The sequence below is a fragment of the Microbacterium sp. bgisy207 genome, from assembly GCF_057706855.1.
This window is the reverse complement of record NZ_JBYIPB010000015.1, coordinates 1-16,087: the sequence shown is the minus strand read 5'-3', so window position 1 is coordinate 16,087 and position 16,087 is coordinate 1. Positions and strand designations below refer to the sequence as shown.

Sequence of the window (16,087 nt, the reverse complement as noted above, 5' to 3'; positions counted from 1 at the left end):
GTCAGTTCTCCGATCGAGTCGAGGCCGTCGGGTCGGAGGCGGCCGCGGCCGGGGGGCGGGAACGCGACGGCTCTGCCATCAGCACCGAGATGTCGCCGGTCTTCGCAGAGCGAGCGGATGCCGCCTCGGCCGCGTCGATGAGCTCACTGGTCTGGTATCCGAAGTCGTCCGTCACGGCGACACCGATCCCGACCACCGGCACGACGGCATCCGGAACGTTCCGGAGCGCCTCGAAGACGGCAGTGGCGAGTCGGGACGCCTGGCGACGGGCCTCCGCCGCATCCCAGGTCGTATCGCACACCCACAACAGCGTGGCCCCGTCGTCTCCGATGACCGCGAGGGGTTCCACCGTGCGTCGCACGGCGTCGCGCGCGGCGACGGCGACCTGTCGCCCCACCTCGTTCCCGAACGCTTTGGCGATGAACGGGAGATCGTCGATGCGCATCGCGACCAGGCCGATGCCGATGCCCTTCTCGGCCGCGCGTTCGAGCACGTCCGTCACCGTGGCACGAAACTGCGGCTCCGTGAGGATGCGATCGGTGCCGTCAGCGGCGACGAGATTGGTGTAGCCCCGCATCCCGGCCCGACCGGCCCGCAGGATGGAGGTGACGATCGCCGCCGTGATCACGAGCGCGATCGTGACGAAGCTCGCGGGGATCGTCGCGAACCACGTCTGGAACACGGGATCGTCGGGGCCGAGGATGAGGAACACGATCGCGCGCGCGGCCGTGTAGACGGCCTCGACGGCGAGCACGACGGCCAGGGCGATCGTCGTGCGGGTCCGCGCCAAACGTCCACGCGCGGTCTCCCACACGCCCAGCGAGGCGAGCACGGTCAGCACCGCGTACATCCACACGACACCTGCCCAATCGCCGCCATCGGGACCGGCGGCGGCCACCGCGACGAAGGCGATCGCCATGCCGGCGCCGACCGTGAGGTAGGCCCAGAGGGTGCGGTTGCCGTTGTAGCTTCGGCATCCGATCCAGATGAAGCCGGTCGCCGCGACGAACGCCGCGTTTCCCGCGGCGATCGCGACCCATCCCGCGCCCGCCGCCCACATCGCGTAGGCGATCGTGGTGAGGATGCCGGCGAGGAACGCGATCGACCAGTGGCGCCCCGAGACCTCGTCGCGGCGGATGAGCGTTTCGGAGATGTAGATCACGCCGACGATCACGACGACCGCGGCGGTCATCACGCTGACCGAGAAGAGGTCGAGGGTCACGCCGTCGCCTCCATGTCCGAGCGTCCCGCCGTCGTGATCGCCCCCGACATGTTGAGGGCGTGTTCCGGGTCGATCGGCGGCAGTGTCACGTCAACCTGGGCGGGGACGCGTACGAGGAACGCCGAACCGACACCCTGTTCGCTCCCCACGATGATCTCGCCCCCGTGCGCGCGCACGATGTCGCGGCAGATCGTGAGGCCGAGGCCGGTGCCACCGACGTCCGTGTGCGCCCGGAAGAACCGCCGGAACAGTCGGTTCTGGTCTTCTGCCGACAGGCCGATCCCGTCGTCGCGGACCAAGAGGTAGGAGGCGGTCTCGTCGCCGTACACCGCCAACTGGACCGAACCTCCTTCGCGACCGTACTTGATGGCGTTGCTGATCAGGTTGTCGGCGACCTGCCTCATCCGTGCCGGGTCGACGTACGCGTGAGTGGGTCGGACGTCGTCGGTGAAGATCGTGATCCGCCGTTCGTGCGCGGTCGGCTCCCACGCGGCGGCCGACTCGAGCACCAGTCGCTGAAGGTCGACGTTCTCCGGCGAGATCGTGACGTCCACGGTGGACTTGGACGATGACGTCGCCGAAAGGATGTCGGAGATGATCTGGATCATCCGTTCCGCGTTCTGCGTCGCGACCTCGAGGTCACCGCGGACCTTCGGGGGGATGCCGTCGGTCTCGAGCGCCAGATCGAGGTAACCGACGATCGCGGTGAGCGGCGCGCGGAGCTCGTGCGAGACGGATGCCACGACGTTGTCCCGCGCCAACAGCGCCGTCCGCTCCGCCGTCACGTCCCTCGAGATGACGACGACGCCGGCGTCTGCGCCTTGCGCATCGCGGAGGCGACGCGCTGTGACGCTCAGCGCGCGACGGGTCGTGTCCGGCGCCCCGAACCACACGATCTGGTTGTCGAACACTTCCCCCCGGCGCGCGCGGGCAAGCGGCATCCGTTCCGGGTCGAGCGGTGTCTTGCCGTCGGTGTCGTAGGCGGGCAGCTGGTGATGTCCGTCCGGGCCGACGAGAGCGTGCTGCATCCGCGCGTGGGCTTCGTTCGTGATCGTGACGCTGCCGTCGGCAGAGATGCGGATGACACCGAAATCGACGGAGTCGAGAACCTGCGTGACCAGCTGCTCCTGGTGCTGCGTGCGCTCCAGACTCTGTCCGAGCACGAGCGCCTGCTTGTCGAGGAGCTTGCGCTGCGCGGCGAATCGCCGAACGCTCACGAACGCCCCGGTCGAGACGGCGAGGACCACGACCGGCAGGAGCAGCAGCGCGAACGTGAACACCGACTCCTGACCCGCGGCGATGACCCACCAGTACGCGACCCAGATGAACAGGTTCGACGCGATGTAGCCGAGCAGCCCCAGCGAAGCCGACAGCCACATCACGGGGAACAGCCAGAGCAGCGCCAACCCCGACTGCGGGAACGCGATACGAATGAACAGGATCGCGACGATATCGAGCGCCGGGATGACCCCGATCGCCCACGCGGGCAGGCTGTTCCAGGGAATGAGGACCGTCGCAACGGTGAGGACGAAGATCATCCCCACGCCGACGAAGAAGATCGTGTAGTCCCCGGGCACGGCGGCGATGATCGCAAACGCGGTCACCGCCAGGACGACAACTGCCAGCATGAGCTGCTGGAGCATCGCGACTCGCGTCTGAAGCTGGTCGCGGTAGGGAGCGAGTTCTGAGACGAAAGAGCGCCACAGGTGATTGCGCCCTGTGAAACGTCGGTCACCTCCGCGTGACGAACCCGCCTGCCCCATACCTGAACGTTATCGCGCGGGCGGCCGACAGAGGTCCCGACCTCGCCGCGCGATCAGAAACCGAAGTCGCCGAAGTCCCCGAATCCGCCGTCGCCGAACCCGGGGTCTGCGGCGCCCGAGGCATCCGCCCACCCCGAATCGGCGCCCGCGTCGGTTCCGGCATCCGCGGGCGCGGCATCCGTGGCCCCATCCGTCGCTCCGGCATCCGCAGCGAACGCGGGAGCCATGAACGCCGACACCAGTGCCGATCCGATGACGTACCCCGCGACCGTGCCCAGCAGCGACGAGCCGACCATGGAACCGAAGGACGGCCCCTGGCGCTGGCCACCGAGCGTGCGTTCCATGGAGCCGGGGTTCATGTACTCGGCCCGGGTGGCTGCGCGCGCCATGTCGCCGGGGTCGGTCGATCGGGGCTGCTCGGATGCCGGCAGGGTCGTGGTCATCTCGGCCAGCACCTGCTGGCGCTGCTGCTCGGTGAGCTTCGAGAAGGCCTCGGCGTGCACCTGCTCGATCGTCTCGGGCGGCGCGGTGCGCAGCAGATAGCGGTATCGCTCGATGGCGAGTTCGTCTTCGCTCTGCGGCGGCGTCGTCGACGGGTAGCCCGCCGAGCGCGGCTGGTAGGCCTGCTGGCCATAGGGCTGCGGCGTGGTCTGGCGCGGGTTCTGGGGCTCGGTGCCGAAGAGTCGGTCAAGGAATCCCATGGTGTCCTCCGGGTGGTCGAGAGCGGGGACCCCTCACGCTATCCCTGTGAGCTTTGGGCCCGCTGAGAACCTCGGTCCGGCATGGCCGCCGCAACTCCTGGCCGGGCCGCCGCGAACTCCTGACCGGGCCGCCGCGAACTCCTCGCCGGGCCGCCGCGAACCTCGCAAGAAGTGACGTACTGCGCACTCGCGCGTCGCCATCCTGCGAGGTACGCACCAAACTGCGGAGTTGATGATGGAGGTTGTGCGTGACGCGGCTGGCGGAGAGCACCGGATGCCGTCACGAATCGAGAAGACGGATGTCGCGGCATCCGGATAGCGTGTGCTCATGCCTGCACCGACGCCGCACGCCGCTGACTCGCACGACATCATCCGGGTGCTCGGCGCCCGCGAGAACAACCTCAAGAATGTCAACGTCGACCTCCCCAAGCGCCGGCTCACGGTCTTCACGGGAGTGAGCGGTTCGGGCAAGAGCTCGCTCGTGTTCGGCACGATCGCCGCGGAGTCGTCGCGGATGATCAACGAGACGTATTCCACGTTCATCCAGGCCTTCATGAACACCCCGCCCCGTCCCGATGTCGACGTGCTCGAGGGGCTCACGACGGCGATCATCGTCGACCAGGAACGGATGGGAGCGAACGCCCGCTCCACGGTGGGGACGGCGACGGATGCCAACGCGCTGCTGCGGATCCTGTTCAGCCGCGTCGGGCAACCGCATGTCGGCGGCCCGCAGGCGTTCTCGTTCAACGTCGCCTCGGTCAGCGGCAAGGGAGCCGTCACGATGCAGACTGCCGACGGCAAGAAGGTCGAGCGGCGCAGTTTCACCGTCACCGGCGGGATGTGCCCGAACTGCGACGGCATGGGGCAGGTCAGCGACATCGATCTGGCACAGCTGTTCGACGAGACGAAGTCCCTCGCCGGCGGTGCGCTCACGGTGCCGGGCTACACGGCTGACGGCTGGTACGTGAAGATCTTCGGTGCCGTGGTGCCCATGGACGTGCCGATCCGGGATTTCACCGAGCAACAACGTCACGACTTCCTCTACGGCGAACCTCGCAAGGTGAAGCTCGAGAACATCAACATGACCTACGAGGGGCTGGTTCCGAAGATCCAGAAGTCGTTCCTCTCGAAGGATGTCGAGTCGATGCAGCCGCACATCCGCGCGTTCGTCGAGCGAGCTGTCGCGTTCCAGCCGTGCCCCGAGTGCGGGGGCACGCGGCTGAACGAGGGCGCCCGGTCGTCGAAGATCGACGGCAAGAGCATCGCGGATGCCTGTGCCATGCAGATCTCGGACCTCGCCGCCTGGGTCAAGAGCCTCGACGAGCCCAGCGCCGCTCCCCTGCTGGCCAGTCTCGGCGCACTGTTCGACTCATTCGTCGATATCGGCCTCGGCTACCTGTCCCTCGACCGGGCATCAGGGACGCTCTCGGGCGGCGAGGCCCAGCGTACGAAGATGATCCGCCACCTCGGGTCGGCGCTCACCGACGTCACGTACGTGTTCGACGAGCCGACCGTGGGGCTGCATCCGCACGACATCCAGCGGATGAACCGGCTGCTCGAGCAGTTGCGCGACAAGGGGAACACCGTGCTCGTGGTCGAGCACAAGCCCGAGACGATCGCGATCGCCGACCACGTCGTCGACCTCGGCCCCGGCGCCGGGACGAATGGCGGCGAGATCATGTTCGAGGGCACCGTCGAAGGACTCCGTGCCTCGGGCACGCTGACGGGCCGCCACCTCGACGACCGTGCACAGCTCAAGCCCGAGGTGCGGCAGCCGACCGGCGCGATCGAGGTGCGCGGCGCGCGCTCGCACAACCTGCAGGACGTGGATGTCGACATCCCGCTCGGGGTGCTCGTGGCCGTGACGGGGGTCGCGGGTTCGGGAAAGAGCTCGCTGATCCACGGGTCGGTCGCGGGCCGGGAGGGCGTGGTCGCGATCGACCAGAGCGCGATCAAGGGGTCGCGCCGGTCGAGCCCGGGCACGTACGCGGGGATGCTCGACCCGATCCGCAAGGCGTTCGCAAAGGCGAACGGGGTCAAGCCTGCCCTGTTCAGCGCGAACTCCGAGGGCGCGTGCCCGGCGTGCAACGGATCGGGGGTGATCGTCACGCAGCTCGGTCCCATGGAGCAGGTCGAGACACCGTGCGACGTCTGCGAGGGCAAGGGGTTCGACGAGGCGGTGCTCGAGTTCCGGTTGGGCGGACGGAACATCGTCGAGGTGCTCGACATGTCGGCATCCGAGGCGGCGGAGTTCTTCTCATCCGGCGAGGCGAAGGTGCCAGCTGCCGCGGCGATCTTGAACCGGATGGTGGATGTCGGACTGGGCTATGTCCGGATCGGCCAACCCCTGCCGACCCTGTCGGGCGGCGAGCGTCAGCGACTGAAGCTCGCCGTGCAGATGGGCGAGAAGGGCAGCGTGTACGTGCTCGACGAACCGACGACGGGCCTGCACCTGGCGGACGTCGAGAACCTGCTGGCGCTGCTCGACCGACTGGTCGACTCGGGAGTCTCGGTCATCGTGATCGAGCATCACCAGGCCGTCATGGCTCACGCGGATTGGATCATCGACCTCGGACCGGGCGCGGGCCACGACGGCGGTCGCGTCGTGTTCGAGGGCACGCCCGCCGATCTCGTCGCGGCCCGCTCGACGTTGACGGGTCAGCACCTCGCGGAGTACGTCGGCGCCTGACGCGCCCGCTCGCGCTACGCGGGCTCAGCAAGCGGCATCCGCGCCCTGCACGACGCCCCGTGCGCTGCAAGACGCCCCGCGCGAGAACCGGTGTGTCTCGACCGCGCCGAAGTTCGCAGAATCGCGCGAGCTTCGCAGCCTGGGCCGCGTGGGCTACGAGGTACGCGCGATCCTGCGGACTTCGCGCATCCGACCTCAGGCCTTGTCGGCGTCGGCCTTCTCGTAGGATGCGACGAGCTCGAGTTCGCGGGCCTTCTTCGGCAGGAAGAACCAGACGACCGCCGCACCGATCGCGATCGCGATGGCACCGACGGCGTATGCGGCGATCGCGCCGGTTTCGAGGGACTGCTGCGCGGCCTGAATGATCTGGTCCTTGTACTGCGGGTACTGGTCGGCCACGTGCAGAGCGGATGCGTAGGAGGCCTGGAGCGCGGCGGTGATCTGGTCGCTGATGCTCGACGCCTCGGAGGACTCGGCGATGAGCTTGCCGAACGCGTGCGCGAAGCCCGCGGCGAGGATCGCGCCGAGCACGCCCTGCATGATCGAGCCACCGAGGTCGCGCTGCAGGTCGGCGGTGGCCGAGGCCATTCCGACCCGGCGCACCGGGGTCGATTCCGTGATGGCCCGGGATGCCGGCGTCATCGCGAACCCGGCACCGATACCGATCACCAGGTAGCCGAGCGAGACGTACCAGAACGGGGTGGTCTCGTTCCAGAAGAGGGCGAGGATGAACCCGGCGAGCACGAAGCCGTATCCGAGCATCATCGTGAAGCGCGAACCTCGGGTGAGCACGAGCTTGGCCGACTGCGGGGCGACCAGCAGCAGGCCGATACCGGCGGGAACGATCGAGAGCGAGGCATCCAGCGTCGAGTAGCCGAGGATGTTCTGCTGGAACTGCTGCCCGACGAACATCGCCCCCATGAGCGAGCCGAACACGATGAGGCCGCCGGTGGCCGGTGCCCAGAACATCCGACGCCGCGCGACCTTCAGGTCGTAGAGGGGGCTTTGCGCGGTGAGCTGTCGCCACGCGAACAAGGCGACGAGAACCACCGCCGAGATCAGCAGGACGACGCCGAACGTGCGGGTGACGGGCACGAACACGGTCGAGAGCCCGAGCACGATCGACCCGATCATGAACACCGAGATCACACCGCCGAGGTGGTCGACCTTCTCCCGGTTCTCAGCCACGTGGGAGGGCACGAACAGCAGCACGAGGATGAACCCGGCGATCGCAAAGGGCACTGCCAGCAGGAACGCCGATCCCCACCAGAACCACAGCAGCAGGATGCCGGCAAGAACCGATCCGATGACCGTGGCGGTCGCGCTGACGGCCGACCACAGGGCGATCGCGAGCGTGCGCTGCTTTCCGGGGCCCCACAGCGCCGTGATCAGCGAGAGGGTCACGGGGTAGGCCATACCGGCGGCGATGCCGGTGAGGATGCGGGCGACCACGAGCATCTCGACGGATGCCGCGAATGCCGCGAAGAAGCTGATCACGATAGTCAGACCCAGTCCGATCACGAGCAGCTGCTTGCGTCCGTAGCGGTCGGCGACCGCGCCGAGGTACAGCACCGACATCGCCAGGCCGAGGGAGCATCCGACGGCGACGAGGTTCAGCGCGGTCTGTCCCGCCCCGAACGCGTCACCGATCGAGGGCAGGGCGATGTTCGCGGCCGCCAGGTTGATGTTGCACACCAGCGCCCCGAGGATCAGCGCGGTCAACACGAGCTTCGGTCGCGGCGGAGCCGCGGGGGCGGCGGGAACTGCGGATGCGGCAGCGGCGGTCACGCGATAACACTAGCGATCACGCGTCGCCGCGCGAGCACCGGCGACACTGAGCCCGCAAAGTCACGTGAGCGCCCCGGTACCCTCGAATCGGCGGGCCTCCTGTGGCGGAGGCCCGAGGACGGAGCCGACATGACCTCGACCGCGACACGAACCGCTGCGGTCATCGGTGTCGGGCTCCTTGCGGCGGTTCCCCTCGTGGTCGTCTCGCTGTCGCCGTGGGGTGACGTCGGGGGTGTGCTCATTCTGGCGACGCTTCCGGTGCTCGCGGTGGCAACTGCCGGCATGCGGGGCATGCTGCAGGCGTCGGCCGCAGCCGTCGCGGTGACCGCGGTGGCCGTGCTGCTCTCGGCGACCGGGCCGTTCCTGCCCTGGCTGGGCACGGCGCTCGTCGTGCTCCTCGCACTCGGCGCATCGCCGCTCGTGTCGACCGGACGCCAAAGCACGGGCGCGCTACTGGTGGTGCTCGCGGCGTATCTGATGGCGTCGCCGGATTCGGCATCCGCGCTGTTTCCGGGTCTCTCGCCGCTGGGGATCGCCGGCGTTCTGGCGGCTCTTGTGGCAGCGAGCACCGCCTGGGTCACCGGCGTGCTGTCGCTGGCGCTGCGGCGGGTCCGACTGCCGCGTTCGGAGGTGCCGGCGCCGACCCTGCCGTACACGGTGCTGCTGGCTGCTCTTGCGGGCCTGTTCACCTGGGTGAGCCTGATGTGGTTCGCGGGGACCAACGCGTGGTGGTCGGTGTTGACGGTCGCCGTCGTGCTGCAGCCGACGGGAGCGCGGATGCGCACGAAGCTGCTCGCCCGGGCCGGCGGCACTCTGCTCGGCGGGCTGATCGCGCTCGGGCTCGCGCTGTGGCTACCGGCGCCCGCGACCGCGGTCGTCGGCGCGATCGCGGCGCTGGCGACCCTCGTCATCAAGCTGATGGCGGCTCCGTACTGGCTCTATGCGTCAGTGCTGACGGTCACGATCGTGTTCACGACGTTCAGTCCGCAAAATGCCGTCACCGGCGACATCCTGCGGGTGGGTATCACGCTGGGCACGGCGCTGGTGAGCGCGGTTGCGGCGGTGATCGCCGCCCGGTTGTTCCGGATGCGCGCATCGACGTGACTGCCGCGAACCTCAGGCGACGAAGCGACGCCGGTCGTTGAGCGGCCGTACCGCCGCCGGTCGTTGAGCGAGCGAAGCGAGTCGAAACGCCGTACCGACGCCCGTGTCACACCGCAGCCGAGGCAAAACGCACGCGCGTGAGCTCTTCCGAGACTGCCCAGAGTCGGGCAGCATCCGCCTCGCTACGCAGGGGCTTCCACAGCGCCTGGCGTCCCGGGGCGCCGCCGACCTTGCCGAACCCCTGCGGGCCGAAGAACTCGCCACCCTCCCCGGTCGTCGCGGCCATGAGGGCGGGCAGAGCGGCGGACTCGGGCGTCCCGGCAATGCCCCAGGCCGACATCCGCCGGATGAGCCGGATCTCGCGCGTGTCATCGGCCCGCCCGATCTCGGGACGCACGGCCAGAAGACTCGTCGGCGCGACGCCCGGGTGCGAGATCGTGCTCGTGATCCCCCATCCGGATGCCGCGCTGCGGCGCTGCAACTCCAGACCGAACAGCCCGCAGCCGAGCTTGGACTGCCCGTACGCGCGCATGTCGTCGTATTCGCTCTCCCAGTTCAGGTCATCCCAGTTGATGCGCCCATTGCGCGCCGCGATGCTCGTCTGGGTCACAACGCGAGCACGGCCCGGCACGCAGCAACGGCAGCAGGTGCGCCGTCAGCGCGACGTGCGAGAGGTGGTTCGTGCCGAACTGCATCTCGAATCCGTCGGCGGTGACCTGCCGCGCGGGCGGCCGCATCACGCCGGCGTTGTTGATCAAGACGTGCACGGGCGCGCCCTCGTCGCGCAGGGACTCCCCGAGCGCGGCGACGGACTCCAGCGACGACAGGTCGAGGTCGCGCAGGCTCACGACGGCATCCGGATGGGCGGTGCGGATGCCGGCGATGGCGACTTCGCCCTTCGTGCGGTTGCGCACCGGCAGCACCACCTCGGCACCCGCTCCGGCGAGCGAACGGGCGATCACGAGACCGATCCCGTCGCTGCCGCCGGTGACGACGGCGCGGCGGCCGGTGAGGTCGGGCAGGGGCAGCTGGTAGGTGCGAGGCATGTCGCGACTCTTCTCTTCTCGGAGCGGGATGGATTCAGCATCCGTCGCCGCGCGAACCGTAGCCACGGCCTGACGATCCGAGGCTGCGGCATCCGATTCGCGAGAGGATGCCGTCATGATCGATCGAGCCGGACTCGCGCATTTTCTGCGCACCCGCCGCGAGGCATTGCAGCCCGAGGATGTCGGGCTCTTCCGGGGTGCTCGCCGGCGCACGAGCGGCTTGCGCCGCGAGGAGGTCGCGGCGCTGTGCCACATGTCGGCGGACTACTACTCGCGCCTCGAGCGCGAGAAGGGTCCGCAGCCGTCGGAGCAGATGGTCGCCGCAATCGCCCAGGGCCTGCACCTGTCGCTGGCCGAGCGCGACCACCTGTTCCGTCTCGCAGGGCACCGGCCGCCCGATCGGGGTGCGGGCGGCGAGCACGTGAGCCCCGGGATGCTGCGCATCCTCGACCGCCTCACCGACACGCCCGCCGAGATCGTCACCGAGCTGGGCGAGACCCTGCGCCAAAGCCCGCAGGGGGTCGCCCTCGTCGGGGATCTCACGCGCTTCACGGGCCCCTCCCGCAGCATCGGGTACCGCTGGTTCACCGACCCGGGCGCACGAGCCCTGCATCCGCCCGAGGATCACGAGTTCTACTCCCGCATGTACGCGTCGGGGCTGCGGGCCGTCGCCGCCCAGCGCGGACCGGACTCCAGCGCCGCACGGTATGTCGAGGCGCTGCTGGCCGAGAGCGCCGAGTTCCGCGAGTACTGGGACCGGCACGAGATCGGCATCCGTCCCCGCGAGATCAAGCGCTACGTGCATCCCGAGGTCGGGCTTCTCGAGCTCACCTGCCAGGTGCTGACGGATACCGAGGCATCCCACAGCCTGCTCGTCTACACCGCGGTTCCCGGCAGCGAGAGTGCCGAGAAGCTGCGGCTGCTCGCGGTGCTGGCCGCGGCAGTCGCGCCGTAGCCTGTTGGCGCGCGTCGCCAACTCCTCAAACCCGACCCCCGGCAGCCGCATTCGCCGCGACATGTGGCCCTGCAGCACGCGGAACTGAGGAGTTGGCCACGGCGCAGCCGGATCACTCCCCCGCGGCGTGCGGGTCGGTGGCGTTGATCGCGGCCACGACCTGCGGGTAGTCGCCGCGCGCCTCGCCGTAGCGCAGGAACCTCACGCGCTCGACGAGAATCTCGGATGCCTCGGGCTGGGTCTCGATGAGGCCCATCACCTCGTCGACGAAGTCCGCGAGCGGCAGCGCGTGAGGGTTCACGTCGTGCCCCGGCATGAGCGCGGTCTGCACGGCCGGCGGCACGAGCTCGACGACCGACACGGGCGTTCCGGCGAGCTGCAGCCGCAGCGTCTCGCTGAGCATGTGGATCGCCGCCTTCGACGCGTTGTAGCTGGGCGTCACCCGCAGGGGCGCGTGCGCAAGTCCCGACGAGACGGTCATGATCGTGGCATCCGGCCGGGTCTGCAGGTGCTCCACGAACGCGGCGATGAGCCGGATCGGGCCGAGAACGTTGGTCGTGATGATCTCTTCGGCGCTCGGCAGGATGCCCGCGCCGGTGCGCCAGTCCTCGGCGCGCATGATGCCCGCCATCGTGATGAGGACGTTCAGGTCGGGGTGGCGTTCGAGCACGGTACGGGCAGCGTCCTGGATGCTGGCGGCATCCGTCGTGTCGATCTGCACCGTGTCGATGCCGGGGTGCGCTCCGCGGATCTCGTCGAGCAGTGCGGCGCGCCGCCCGCCGACGATGACGGTGTTGCCGCGCTCGTGCAGGCGCAGGGCGAGGGCCAGGCCGATACCGCTGGTGGCGCCGGGGATGAAAACGGTGTTTCCGGTGATGTTCATGTCTCGAGCCTGCGGGCGGCGGCGAGGGCGCGACAGAGAGCGGATGTCCAGGGATCCGCGATCCCTGGAACGGATGCCGACAGCCGCGCAAACTGGCGGGATGGACCGTGACGCGCTCGCCGACTTCCTCGTGCATCACCGCTCCGCCCTCCAGCCGCAGGATCTCGGCCTGAGTGCTGGTCCGCGGCGGCGGGCGCCGGGGCTGCGGCGCGAAGAGGTCGCGCAGCTGGCGGCCATGTCGACCGACTACTACACGCGCCTCGAGCAGCGGCGCGGACCGCAGCCGAGCACGCAGATGCTCGAGGCGATCGCGCGGGCGCTGCGCCTGAACGCCGAGGAACGCGACTACCTCTTCCGCGTCGCCGGCCACAGCGCGCCCGACCGGGTCGCGAGCGACTTCGTCGCCCCGGGGCTGCTACGCGTCATGGACCGGCTCACCGACGTGCCGGCCTTCATCATCACGGCGCTCGACGAGACGCTCGTGCAGAATGTGCCGGGCCGCGCGCTGTTCGGCGACGCCTCAGCGTTCACCGGTCTCGAACGCAGCGGCATCTACCGCTGGTTCGCTCACCCCGAGACCGCCCGCACGGTCTATCCCGAGAGCGATCACGCCCGCCAGTCCCTCGCGCTGGTGTCGACGCTGCGGGCGGCATATGGCGCGATGGGACCGCGCTCGCGAGCCGGTGAGATCGCCCGCGCACTCGAGGCTCAGAGCCCCGAGTTCGCCGAGCTGTGGCAGTCGCAGCGGGTCGGGCGCCGGTTCGAAGACCACAAGGTCGTCATCCATCCCGAGATCGGTCCGATCGAGGTCGACTGCCAGGCGCTGTTCACCGAGGATGCCTCGCAGACCCTCGTCGTGCTGACTGCTCCCCCGGGCACGGACGCCGACAGTCGTCTGCGCCTGCTCGCCGTGCTCGGCACGCAGCAGTTCAGTGACGTCGAGCGCTGAACAAACTCACTCGTCGACGGACGTTTGTATCACCGAACGTCGGGGGCACGCCTGTTACGAGTTAGCGTCAGGATCTCGTCGGTGGCTGGTCCCGGGCCCGCTGCGCCACGTACGCGCAGCACCGCCCGCTGCCCGGGAGTCGGGTCGTCGCGATGGATGATCCGCAGAACTCCCCCGTCATCGATGACCTCTACCTCGTCGCCCGTGGCGAAGCCGTGTTTATGGCGCAGCTCGGCGGGGATGGTGACCTGCCCCTTGGCATTCAGCTTCATCTCGTTCCCCGTATTACACCGACGCTCGTCAGAGTAATACACCGTAGCCCCCAGAATCCCCCGCGATGGAGGCCGAAGCGGGACCAGTTCAGTCGACCACGTAGACGTTTTCGCTGATGACAGTCACCTCATCAGGAACCGATGAGCCGTCAGGCACGAGGTGGTACTCGACCCCATCCATCCCGCTGACCGCGACCTCACCTCCGCCGCCGCACCCGGTAACCCAGGACTCATCGTCCGGGTACACAACCAGACACACCTTCATTCCGCTCTCGGGGTCGATACGTGCGATCCACAGCCGCTTCCCGTCATGCTCGCCGACGTAGCGCGCATCACTGAGTTCGAACTCAGCGTTTCCTTCGTCGACGGCAGCGGGAATGGTGTCTGCTGCTGTCGGCGTTCGCTGAAAGACGCTGTATGGCTCAGACGGAGCTGAGCAGCCCGCCAGCCCGAGCACCCCAACGAACCCAACGGCCAGTACTGCGATCCCCCGATGCATGCGCCCAGTGTGGCACAGCGCCGCGGTCCCACAAACGCTGAAAGGCCGGGACCCCCGTAGGGATCCCGGCCTTTCGTTGCTGTGTGGTGCTACCGGCTGTGACGCGGGCGATGCCGGGTCTTAGCGGCCCGAGAGCTTCTCGCGCAGAGCGGCGAGAGCCTCGTCATCCGCGAGCGTGCCCACGGGGCTCTCGCTCGAGTACGAGCCGGAGCCCGACGCGGACGAACCGCTGTAGCTGTCGTCGGCTGCCTTGGCGGCCTCGGCCTCGGCGGCCTTGGCAACCGTGGCCTTGTGGGCTTCCCAGCGCGCCTGGGCAGCAGCGTATTCCTGCTCCCACTTCTCGCGCTGCTCGTCGAAGCCTTCCTTCCACTGGTTGGTCTCGGGGTCGAAGCCCTCGGGGTACTTGTACTCCCCGTTCTCGTCGTACTCCGTGACCATGCCGTAGAGGGCCGGGTCGAACTCGACACCGAAGGGGTCGATGGACTCGTTGGCCTGCTTGAGCGAGAGCGAGATGCGGCGACGCTCGAGGTCGATGTCGATGACCTTGACGAACACCTCTTCGCCGACCGAGACGACCTGCTCGGCGAGCTCGACGTGCTTGCCCGAGAGCTCCGAGATGTGCACGAGGCCCTCGATGCCGTCGGCGACGCGAACGAACGCACCGAACGGAACGAGCTTGGTGACCTTACCCGGTGCGATCTGGCCGATCGCGTGGGTGCGGGCGAACACCTGCCACGGGTCTTCCTGGGTGGCCTTGAGCGAGAGCGACACGCGCTCGCGATCGAGGTCGACCTCGAGGATCTCGACGGTGACTTCCTGGCCCACCTCGACGACCTCGGATGCGTGCTCGATGTGCTTCCACGAGAGCTCCGAGACGTGGACGAGACCGTCCACGCCACCGAGGTCGACGAACGCACCGAAGTTGACGATCGACGAGACGGTGCCCTTGCGGACCTGGCCCTTGTGCAGGTTGTTGAGGAAGTTCGAGCGCGACTCCGACTGGGTCTGCTCGAGCAGCGCACGACGCGAGAGCACGACGTTGTTGCGGTTCTTGTCGAGCTCGAGGATCTTCGCCTCGATCTCCTGGCCCAGGTAGGGGGTCAGGTCGCGGACGCGACGCAGCTCGATCAGCGATGCGGGGAGGAAGCCACGCAGGCCGATGTCGACGATGAGTCCACCCTTGACGACCTCGATCACGGAACCGGTGACAACACCGTCGTTCTCCTTGATCTTCTCGACGTCGCCCCAGGCACGCTCGTACTGGGCACGCTTCTTCGAGAGGATGAGGCGGCCTTCCTTGTCCTCCTTCTGGAGAACCAGCGCCTCGACCTGGTCGCCGACGTTGACAACCTCGTTGGGGTCGACGTCGTGCTTGATGGAAAGTTCACGGGAGGGGATGACGCCCTCGGTCTTGTATCCGACGTCGAGGAGCACCTCGTCGCGGTCGATCTTGACGACGGTGCCCTCGATGAGCGAGCCGTCGTTGAAGTCCTTGCCCTTGAGGGTCTCTTCGACCGCGGCCAGGAAGTCCTCAGCAGATCCGATGTCGTTGATCGCAACCTGCTTGGTGGCCGGGGCGGTCGTTGCAGTAGTCATGTAGTGGGTTGTCCTTGGATGGTGTTGTAGTCGGGGCCAGGTGCTTTTTCCGCTCGTTGACCGAGCGAAGCGAGTCGAAACGCGCCTCTCGGTCGTTGAGCGAGCAAAGCGAGCCGAAACGCACTTCACTCAAACGGATGCCGCACCAAGGCCAGGTGGATTGGGTTATGCGATGTCACTCCCCCGCGTTACCGCGGGCAGGCATGCAGAACGAAGCCCACGAGTGACACTTCAGCGTATCAGAGATGGAGCATGAACTCGGTTCAAGCAACATCCCCCTGAGCCGAAGGCCGCGCGCAACTGCTACCCGCCAAGACGGTCATGAGGGAATCGGCAGCTTCGACGCCATCAGCCAAAGTCACCCGCGCGCGCAGCGTGCGAGATCAGCGAAAGATCCGATCGGGCTGGGCAGGCCTCGCGGTAGAGGCGATTCAAGGCGGTCTCGTGCAACTGCAATCGCGCTCTTCAGGCTTCTGTCCATTGCGCCGACGTCATCGAGTTCTGGATACGTGACCCCACCAGCATCTACGGCGCGTTCAGCAGCACGCAGCCAAGCTCGAGTATTGGGATCTGGGATCCCGAACGCGCGGGAAATGACAGAAAGCGCAGCCATCCCCTTT

At 68.1% G+C, this 16,087-nt stretch carries 14 protein-coding genes; 4 read left to right on the top strand and 10 right to left on the bottom strand.

The genetic code is table 11. The annotated features are described in order from the left end of the window. Nucleotide 1 precedes the first annotated feature (1 nt). The 3 genes from AC3ENO_RS13120 to AC3ENO_RS13110 form a co-directional block, all read right to left on the bottom strand. Nucleotides 2-1,222, bottom strand: coding sequence for a hypothetical protein (locus AC3ENO_RS13120; protein WP_434971046.1), 1,221 nt, complete (start codon nucleotides 1,220-1,222; stop codon nucleotides 2-4). Continuing rightward, nucleotides 1,219-2,865, bottom strand: coding sequence for a sensor histidine kinase (locus AC3ENO_RS13115; RefSeq protein WP_434971045.1), 1,647 nt, complete (start codon nucleotides 2,863-2,865; stop codon nucleotides 1,219-1,221). The genes AC3ENO_RS13120 and AC3ENO_RS13115 overlap by 4 nt, the downstream gene beginning before the upstream one ends. 173 nt (nucleotides 2,866-3,038) lie before the next feature. After that, nucleotides 3,039-3,686 (bottom strand): hypothetical protein, encoded by a 648-nt coding sequence (locus AC3ENO_RS13110; RefSeq protein WP_434971044.1) that lies wholly within the window; start codon nucleotides 3,684-3,686, stop codon nucleotides 3,039-3,041. Nucleotides 3,687-4,014: 328 nt separating this feature from the next. Between AC3ENO_RS13110 and AC3ENO_RS13105 the strand changes: the two genes are divergently transcribed. Then, on the top strand, nucleotides 4,015-6,375 hold the full coding sequence (locus AC3ENO_RS13105) for an ATP-binding cassette domain-containing protein (RefSeq protein ID WP_434971043.1): 2,361 nt from the start codon (nucleotides 4,015-4,017) through the stop codon (nucleotides 6,373-6,375). Between the two features lie 195 nt (nucleotides 6,376-6,570). On the opposite strand, the gene AC3ENO_RS13100 is transcribed toward AC3ENO_RS13105, so the two are convergent. Then, entirely contained in the window at nucleotides 6,571-8,163 is a 1,593-nt protein-coding gene (locus tag AC3ENO_RS13100) for an MFS transporter (RefSeq protein ID WP_434971042.1), read from the bottom strand. 129 nt (nucleotides 8,164-8,292) lie between these two features. On the opposite strand from AC3ENO_RS13100, the gene AC3ENO_RS13095 reads away from it, so the two are divergent. Continuing rightward, nucleotides 8,293-9,267, top strand: a complete 975-nt coding sequence (locus AC3ENO_RS13095; protein WP_434971041.1) for an FUSC family protein — start codon at nucleotides 8,293-8,295, stop codon at nucleotides 9,265-9,267. Between the two features lie 106 nt (nucleotides 9,268-9,373). Here AC3ENO_RS13095 and AC3ENO_RS13090 read toward each other — a convergent pair whose 3' ends face one another. Continuing rightward, nucleotides 9,374-9,877 carry a Rossmann-fold NAD(P)-binding domain-containing protein gene (locus AC3ENO_RS13090; RefSeq protein ID WP_434971040.1) on the bottom strand — a complete coding sequence of 168 codons (504 nt, stop codon included), beginning with the start codon at nucleotides 9,875-9,877 and terminating at the stop codon, nucleotides 9,374-9,376. Beyond that, the gene (locus AC3ENO_RS13085; protein WP_434971039.1) at nucleotides 9,828-10,313 is read right to left on the bottom strand and encodes an SDR family NAD(P)-dependent oxidoreductase; all 486 of its coding nucleotides are present in this window, start codon (nucleotides 10,311-10,313) and stop codon (nucleotides 9,828-9,830) included. The genes AC3ENO_RS13090 and AC3ENO_RS13085 overlap by 50 nt, the downstream gene beginning before the upstream one ends. 115 nt (nucleotides 10,314-10,428) lie before the next feature. On the opposite strand from AC3ENO_RS13085, the gene AC3ENO_RS13080 reads away from it, so the two are divergent. Next, nucleotides 10,429-11,268, top strand: coding sequence for a helix-turn-helix transcriptional regulator (locus AC3ENO_RS13080; RefSeq protein WP_434971038.1), 840 nt, complete (start codon nucleotides 10,429-10,431; stop codon nucleotides 11,266-11,268). A 112-nt stretch (nucleotides 11,269-11,380) separates the two neighbouring features. Here the strand turns inward: AC3ENO_RS13080 and AC3ENO_RS13075 are convergent, their stop codons facing one another. Next, nucleotides 11,381-12,151, bottom strand: coding sequence for an SDR family oxidoreductase (locus AC3ENO_RS13075; protein WP_434971037.1), 771 nt, complete (start codon nucleotides 12,149-12,151; stop codon nucleotides 11,381-11,383). A 100-nt stretch (nucleotides 12,152-12,251) separates the two neighbouring features. On the opposite strand from AC3ENO_RS13075, the gene AC3ENO_RS13070 reads away from it, so the two are divergent. Continuing rightward, on the top strand, nucleotides 12,252-13,100 hold the full coding sequence (locus AC3ENO_RS13070) for a helix-turn-helix transcriptional regulator (protein ID WP_434971036.1): 849 nt from the start codon (nucleotides 12,252-12,254) through the stop codon (nucleotides 13,098-13,100). 29 nt (nucleotides 13,101-13,129) lie between these two features. Here the strand turns inward: AC3ENO_RS13070 and AC3ENO_RS13065 are convergent, their stop codons facing one another. From AC3ENO_RS13065 to rpsA, 3 genes are all read right to left on the bottom strand, one after another. Further along, nucleotides 13,130-13,372 (bottom strand): AbrB/MazE/SpoVT family DNA-binding domain-containing protein, encoded by a 243-nt coding sequence (locus AC3ENO_RS13065; RefSeq protein WP_434971035.1) that lies wholly within the window; start codon nucleotides 13,370-13,372, stop codon nucleotides 13,130-13,132. Nucleotides 13,373-13,460: 88 nt separating this feature from the next. After that, nucleotides 13,461-13,871, bottom strand: coding sequence for a hypothetical protein (locus tag AC3ENO_RS13060; protein ID WP_434971034.1), 411 nt, complete (start codon nucleotides 13,869-13,871; stop codon nucleotides 13,461-13,463). 120 nt (nucleotides 13,872-13,991) lie between these two features. Next, the gene (gene rpsA, locus AC3ENO_RS13055) at nucleotides 13,992-15,467 is read right to left on the bottom strand and encodes a 30S ribosomal protein S1 (RefSeq protein ID WP_434971033.1); all 1,476 of its coding nucleotides are present in this window, start codon (nucleotides 15,465-15,467) and stop codon (nucleotides 13,992-13,994) included. Nucleotides 15,468-16,087 lie beyond the last annotated feature (620 nt).

What these genes read in the sequence shown, in the direction of transcription:
- AC3ENO_RS13070 (WP_434971036.1), top strand. Translation starts at nt 12,252, where the DNA reads ATGGACCGTGACGCGCTCGCCGACTTCCTCGTGCATCACCGCTCCGCC.
- AC3ENO_RS13085 (WP_434971039.1), bottom strand. Translation starts at nt 10,313, where the DNA reads ATGCCTCGCACCTACCAGCTGCCCCTGCCCGACCTCACCGGCCGCCGC.
- AC3ENO_RS13075 (WP_434971037.1), bottom strand. Translation starts at nt 12,151, where the DNA reads ATGAACATCACCGGAAACACCGTTTTCATCCCCGGCGCCACCAGCGGT.
- AC3ENO_RS13080 (WP_434971038.1), top strand. Translation starts at nt 10,429, where the DNA reads ATGATCGATCGAGCCGGACTCGCGCATTTTCTGCGCACCCGCCGCGAG.
- AC3ENO_RS13060 (WP_434971034.1), bottom strand. Translation starts at nt 13,871, where the DNA reads ATGCATCGGGGGATCGCAGTACTGGCCGTTGGGTTCGTTGGGGTGCTC.
- AC3ENO_RS13105 (WP_434971043.1), top strand. Translation starts at nt 4,015, where the DNA reads ATGCCTGCACCGACGCCGCACGCCGCTGACTCGCACGACATCATCCGG.
- AC3ENO_RS13115 (WP_434971045.1), bottom strand. Translation starts at nt 2,865, where the DNA reads ATGCTCCAGCAGCTCATGCTGGCAGTTGTCGTCCTGGCGGTGACCGCG.
- AC3ENO_RS13095 (WP_434971041.1), top strand. Translation starts at nt 8,293, where the DNA reads ATGACCTCGACCGCGACACGAACCGCTGCGGTCATCGGTGTCGGGCTC.
- rpsA (WP_434971033.1), bottom strand. Translation starts at nt 15,467, where the DNA reads ATGACTACTGCAACGACCGCCCCGGCCACCAAGCAGGTTGCGATCAAC.
- AC3ENO_RS13065 (WP_434971035.1), bottom strand. Translation starts at nt 13,372, where the DNA reads ATGAAGCTGAATGCCAAGGGGCAGGTCACCATCCCCGCCGAGCTGCGC.
- AC3ENO_RS13110 (WP_434971044.1), bottom strand. Translation starts at nt 3,686, where the DNA reads ATGGGATTCCTTGACCGACTCTTCGGCACCGAGCCCCAGAACCCGCGC.